Source organism: Gemmatimonadaceae bacterium (assembly GCA_019752115.1).
Classification (GTDB): Bacteria; Gemmatimonadota; Gemmatimonadetes; order Gemmatimonadales; family Gemmatimonadaceae; genus Gemmatimonas.
In genome coordinates, this window is the sequence record JAIEMN010000080.1 from 1 (window position 1) to 5642 (window position 5642).

The window sequence follows — 5642 nt, forward strand, 5'->3', positions numbered from 1 at the left end:
CAGCAGTACGACTCGCGCGGCAACGTGATTCCGGGGACCGAGCCGCCACCCAAGATCGACAAGATCCCGAAGGAGCGGGCAACCGAGCGCGAGATGCCGCCGCCGCCCCCGCCGCGACCCGAGAATCTGCTGCAGATCGACGTGCCGCACTATCCGGGGAGAGAGGTCTACCTCGACCGGGCCGCGTTCTCGATCGGCCCCGACGAGATCATTCGGTACACGCTGGTCGCGACCGCGGCGAGCGGCCAGAAGCAGGTCACGTACGAGGGCGTGCGGTGCGGCCCCGACGAATGGCGGGGTTACTTCCTGGCGCGGCCCGATGGCGGTTGGACCAAGGACTTCACGGCCCAGTGGCAGCGGGTCAGCGACGCCGGGCCCGCGGCGATCCGCTACCTGCTGGCGAAGAGCTACTTCTGCACGCCCCAGGGCCGGCCGGTCGCGACGCTCGAAGACGTCTTCGACCGCCTGACCAGCTCTTCCGTGCTGAGGCGCGACCGCTAAGGCTGGACCGGCGCCCCCGGGGCCCCGGCCGTAGTCACTGCCGCTTGTAACCCCCGATCGGCAGGCTCGGCACCGCCGCGAACTGCGCCGGCACTTCGCCTGTGAGGCTTTCGAGGAAGGCGACGATGTCGGCGACGTCGCCGTCGGAGAGATCACGGCCCAGTTGCAGCTTGCCCATCACGCGCACGGCATCGGGCAATTCCGCCACGGAACCGTCGTGGAAGTAGGGCGGCGTCACGGCCACGTTGCGCAACTGCTGCACCTTGAAGATGAACGCGTCCTCGTCCTTCTTGGTGTCCTGGAAGCGGCCCTTGTCGCGGCCCTTGAAGATGTCGATCTCGGTGCTACCCGTCAGGTTCCAGTAGTCCTGGGTCAGGCCGAACTTCTGGTACATCTGCCCGCCGACGGCGACGCCGTTGTGGCAGCCGGCACAGCCGATGCCGATGAACTTGTCGAGGCCCTGTTTCGCCTGCGCGCCCAGCGCGGCGGTGTCACCGGCAAGAAATCGATCGAAGGGGGCGGGCGTCAGCAGCGTGCGTTCGTACGCGCCGATCGCCTTGCTCCAGTTCTCGGCGGTGACGGGTTCGGCCTGGCCCGGGAAGGCCTGCTCGAATTGCGGGCGGTAACCGGGAATCGCCCGCAGGCGCGCCTCGGCCGCCGCGAAATCCTTGTTGCCGTAGGCGAGCGGACTCACCAGCGCCTTCAGCGCCTGCTCTTCGACGTCCACGCGGTTGCCGCCGTAGTGCTGCGAGAACTGCAGTGCGGTGTTGAACACCGTGGGCACGTTGCGCGGCAGAACCTTCCCCGAGTTGCCGACGGAGCGCGGCAGGGCGTCGGTGCCGTAGTACATGGGCTGGTGGCATTCGCCGCAGCTTTGCTTGCCGTCGGTCGAGACGCGGGTCTCGAAGAAGAGGGCGCGCCCCAGTGCGACAAGCTGGGGCGTGATCGGGCGTTCGGGCGTGCTCGCGTCCGCAGGCAAGGGCTTGAACAGCGCCCGTGCCCGGGTGAGCAGCGCGTTGTCGGCGTCGTCTCCGGCAATGACGCTGCCGAAGGTGGCGAGGGCGAGGGTGGATGCGACGGTCGTCGCGAGCAGGGCCTTGCGCATGGCTGGGTTCTCCTCCGTCGGTTCGGGGCCGTGCCGTAGCCGTACGACCATGGCCCGTGTTGTATCGCTATGGTAATCGACGTCGCGACCGGCGTTGGCGGCCCGCCGCGGACCGACCGAAAACGGTATCTCCGGAGTGTCGATCAAGTGCGCCGGTGCCTCGGTCAAGCCGCTGCCGCAACTCCGGACGATCGGACAAATCACGTCGACGCGCAGCCGAGTATCGAGCGGGGGCGATCGACACAATGCGCCAGCCTTGAGACGCCGAAGCGGCAAGCGAGGCGGATTCATCCCCTACATCGAATCACGGAGGTTTCATCATGCAAACGACACAGACCCGCCCGGCCGACACGGCACCCGAGGCGACCCCGCAACCCGACTTGAAAGCGATCAAGGCCCGCCAGCAGGTGACCTGGGCCTCAGGCGACTTCGGTGTCGTCGGCACCACGCTGCAGATCGTCGGCGAATCGCTGTGCGAGGCCGTGGACCTGTATTCCGGCGAAGCAGTTCTCGACGTGGCTGCCGGCAACGGCAATGCGTCGCTCGCCGCGGCGCGCCGGTTCGCGAACGTCACGTCCACCGATTACGTGCCCGAACTGCTGGAGCAGGGCCGCAAGCGCGCGGCCGGCGACCGGCTGCCCATGGAGTTTCAAGTGGCCGACGCCGAGGCCCTGCCGTTCACCGACGAAACGTTCGACGTCGTGCTGTCCACCTTCGGCGTGATGTTCGCGCCGAACCAGGAACAGGCTGCGGCCGAGATGCTGCGCGTCGTGAAATCCGGCGGCCGCATCGGCATGGCGAACTGGACGCCCGAGGGTTTCCTGGGCGAACTGTTCCGGACCATCGCCGCGTTCGTACCGCCGCCGGCCGGGCTCAAGTCGCCCATGGGCTGGGGCTCCGAACCGCGGCTCGTGCAATTGTTCGGCACGCGCGCGGCGGACATCCGCTGCGAGCGCCGCTACTTCATGTTCCGCTATCGCTCGGCGGAGCACTTCATCGAGATCTTCCGCAATTTCTACGGCCCGACCCACAAGGTGTTCGCGGCGCTCGATGCCGACAACCAGAACGCCCTGCACAAGCGGCTGGTGGAACTGCTCGCGCGATTCAACCGCGCTGGTACCAAGTCGCTGGTGGTGCCGGCCGAGTATCTGGAGGTGGTGATCACGAAGCGGTGATGCCCCGCAAGAGGGAGTGGCTGGCCCCCACCCTAACCCTCCCCCACGCTGCGCGTGGGGGAGGGGATGTACAGCTCCTTCCCCCAGCTTCGCTGGGGGAAGGTTGGGATGGGGGCAGACTACTTCACCTGCAGCCCCGCCCGCCCGGCGAAGTGACGAGCGAGCGCAGCAATATCGTCGTCCGTCAGATCGGCCGCTTGCGGCTGCATCACGGCGTGCACCCGAGTGCCGCCACGGTACTCGCGCAGCACCTGCTCGAGATAGTTCACCTTCTGCCCCGCGATGCGTGGCACGTCGGGCGACACCGCATCGCGGCCGTCGGCACCGTGACACGCCGCGCAGCGTTCTGACGAACGCGGCCCAGCTGCGCCTTCAGTCGCGGGCGCCAGCGGCTCCGCATACCACGCTGCGAAGTTCTTCAGGTCCTGCAGCGACCATGCTTTCGCGACGTCGCGCATGGTGGCGTGGGTGCGCACGCCATCCTGGTAGGCGATCATCGCTGCCACGAAGTACGCCGGGCTCTGGCCGCCGAGGCTCGGCACGCTCTTCATTGCGGTTTGCCCGTGGCAGCCGTTGCAAGTGACGGTCTTGCGCTTGCCGGCGGCGGGATCGCCCTCCGCGGCAAGCGCGTGTCCTGCGGTCAGCGCCAGCGCGAACATACCGGCATGCAGGACAATGTCGATGCAGCGGCTCGTGGATGCTTTCATCGGGATCGTCTCCGTATCGAAGGTTCAGGCGGCGGCCGGGAAGATGCGGCCATCGCGTTTCACGATGGCCCCGCTGCGCGCCAGGTCCTCGAAGAGCTGTCGGGCGAGTTCTTCGTAGCCCAGGTGGAACCAGGTGCGGTCGTACTCGCGGTACAACGGAATCGTGGCCAGATAGTCGGCCAAGGTCGCCGCCTCGAGGCTGCCGACGTCCATCAGCGCGAACGAGAGCATGACCTTCAATATGTAGCGCGCCAGCTTGGTCTCGTCCGCCTCGAACGCCGCGATCCGCCCCAGGCAGAAGTCGATGGACGCATCGATTTCGGTGAACGGCGTGCCGTGGCCTGGGATCACGATGCGTGGCCCGAGTGCGCGGATGGCTTCCAGAGTGGATCGCGCCGCCGCGAGCCGCTCGCGCCAACCCTCGCCCGGCAACACGATGCCGAAGCCACGCTGCCACAGCGCATCGCCCGAGACGAGAATGCGTTCGGGGGCGTTCCAGAACATCAGCGCGCCCATGTCATGACCGGGCGCGGCGATCGCTTCCCACTCGTAGCCACCCATGGCGAGCGTATCGCCGGGGCGGATAATCGCATCGAACCGAAAACGCTCCGCGCGCTGGCCGGCGTAGTCGATCCACAGCGCCCGCGTGTCCCAGGCCTCGATCAAGGGTGCTTCGCCTTCCGGAATCCAGATCGAGCAACCGAAGGCGCGCTGCACGGCGGCGTTGCCGCCCATGTGGTCGGAGTGGCAGTGCGTGTTGACGAGGCGGTGCAGCGGGCGGTCGCCGAGGCGTTCGCGCACGAGGCGGATGGTGGTGTCGGCGTGAGTGACGTAGCCGGCGTCGATCAGCACGTTCTCATCCGGACCCAGGAAGAGGACGTGGTTGGCGTTGAGCCAGTCGCGGACGATGACGTTTATGGAAGTTGGCAGCATGGGTTCTGGTGAATGCTGCGGCCCCCACCCCAACCCTCCCCCAGCTGTGCTGGGGGAGGGAGTCGTACACCCCCTCCCCCGACTTCGTCGGGGGAGGGCTGGGGTGGGGGCAGACGATGCTTGTTCACGCGAGCTATCGAACAGAACTACTCAGCTTCGCAGCGCCTCCAACCCCTTCCAATCGAACACGATCCCGTGCCCGGGCCGGTCCGGCGCGATCGCGAACCCCTCTTCGATCTTCAGCGGATCCGCGATGTATTTATCGAGCCCGAACCCGTGCGCTTCCAGGTAGCTGCGGTTCGGGCACGCCGCGAGGCAGTGCACCGTGATGTCGTGCGCACCGTGGGACGTGACCGGCAGGTTCGCCGCTTCGGCGAGGCGGGCGACTTTCATGAATCCGGTGACGCCTCCGACCACCGTCACGTCCGGTTCGGGAAACGTGACACCACCCGCGTGGATCATGTTCTGGAATTCGTGCAACGTGTGCATGTTCTCGCCGGTCGCCACCGGCAACCCGCCTTCACGCACGATGCGCACGTGGCCGGCGATGTCGTCCGGGATGGTGGGTTCTTCCAGCCACACCAGTTGCGACGACTGCATTGCCCGTGCCGCCCGGATCGCCTCGTCCGCGCTCCAGCGCATGTTGGCGTCCACCATCAAGGGGAAATCCGCGCCGAGGTGCTTGCGCATTGCCTGCACCCGCGCGACGTCTTCGGATAGCTTGGGCCTGCCGACTTTCATCTTTATCGCGCGAAAGCCCTTCTTGAGGTTGCCGTCGGTCTGGGCCAGCAAGGCGTCGAGCGTGAACCACAGGTCGATGCCGCCTGCGTAGCAGGGCACCCTGGCGTCGAAGCCGCCGAGCAGCGTCCACAGCGGCACGTTGAAACGCTTGGCCTTGAGATCCCACAGGGCGATGTCGATGGCGGCGATGGCCATGGTCGCCGCACCACCGCGGCCGCCGTAATGGATACGCCACCACATCTTCTGCCACAGCGCTTCGATGAGGTCGGCGCGTTCGCCGACAAGCGCCGAAGTCAGATCCTTGGCGATGGTGGCGTGGATCGCGGAACCATTGGTACCGACGGTGTAGGTATAGCCGACGCCTTCGACGCCGTCGTTGTCGACGACGCGGGCGGTGATCAGTTCGAAGTGCGTCATCTCGCCGTGGGTGCTGTCGGTGAGAGTGACGGGGAGGGGAATGCGATAGAGGTCGCTGCGTAA

The 5642-nt window shown here is 66.8% G+C and carries 6 protein-coding genes; 2 read left to right on the forward strand and 4 right to left on the reverse strand.

The window, feature by feature from the left end; all coding sequences use genetic code 11:
- The coding region (locus tag K2R93_21985) for a CNP1-like family protein (protein ID MBY0492522.1) at positions 1 to 501 on the forward strand (501 nt) is incomplete at its 5' end.
- 34 nt (positions 502 to 535) lie between these two features.
- Here K2R93_21985 and K2R93_21990 read toward each other — a convergent pair.
- On the reverse strand, positions 536 to 1606 hold the full coding sequence (locus K2R93_21990; GenBank protein MBY0492523.1) for a c-type cytochrome: 1071 nt from the start codon (positions 1604 to 1606) through the stop codon (positions 536 to 538).
- 320 nt (positions 1607 to 1926) lie between these two features.
- Here K2R93_21990 and K2R93_21995 point away from each other — a divergent pair, with 320 nt between their 5' ends.
- Entirely contained in the window at positions 1927 to 2781 is an 855-nt protein-coding gene (locus tag K2R93_21995) for a class I SAM-dependent methyltransferase (GenBank protein ID MBY0492524.1), read from the forward strand.
- A gap of 119 nt (positions 2782 to 2900) precedes the next feature.
- Here K2R93_21995 and K2R93_22000 read toward each other — a convergent pair whose 3' ends face one another.
- The 3 genes from K2R93_22000 to K2R93_22010 form a co-directional block, all read right to left on the reverse strand.
- On the reverse strand, positions 2901 to 3488 hold the full coding sequence (locus K2R93_22000; protein MBY0492525.1) for a c-type cytochrome: 588 nt from the start codon (positions 3486 to 3488) through the stop codon (positions 2901 to 2903).
- Between the two features lie 24 nt (positions 3489 to 3512).
- Entirely contained in the window at positions 3513 to 4421 is a 909-nt protein-coding gene (locus tag K2R93_22005) for an MBL fold metallo-hydrolase (GenBank protein ID MBY0492526.1), read from the reverse strand.
- A gap of 150 nt (positions 4422 to 4571) precedes the next feature.
- A partial coding sequence (locus K2R93_22010) for a mandelate racemase/muconate lactonizing enzyme family protein (GenBank protein ID MBY0492527.1) occupies positions 4572 to 5642 on the reverse strand: 1071 nt, incomplete at its 5' end.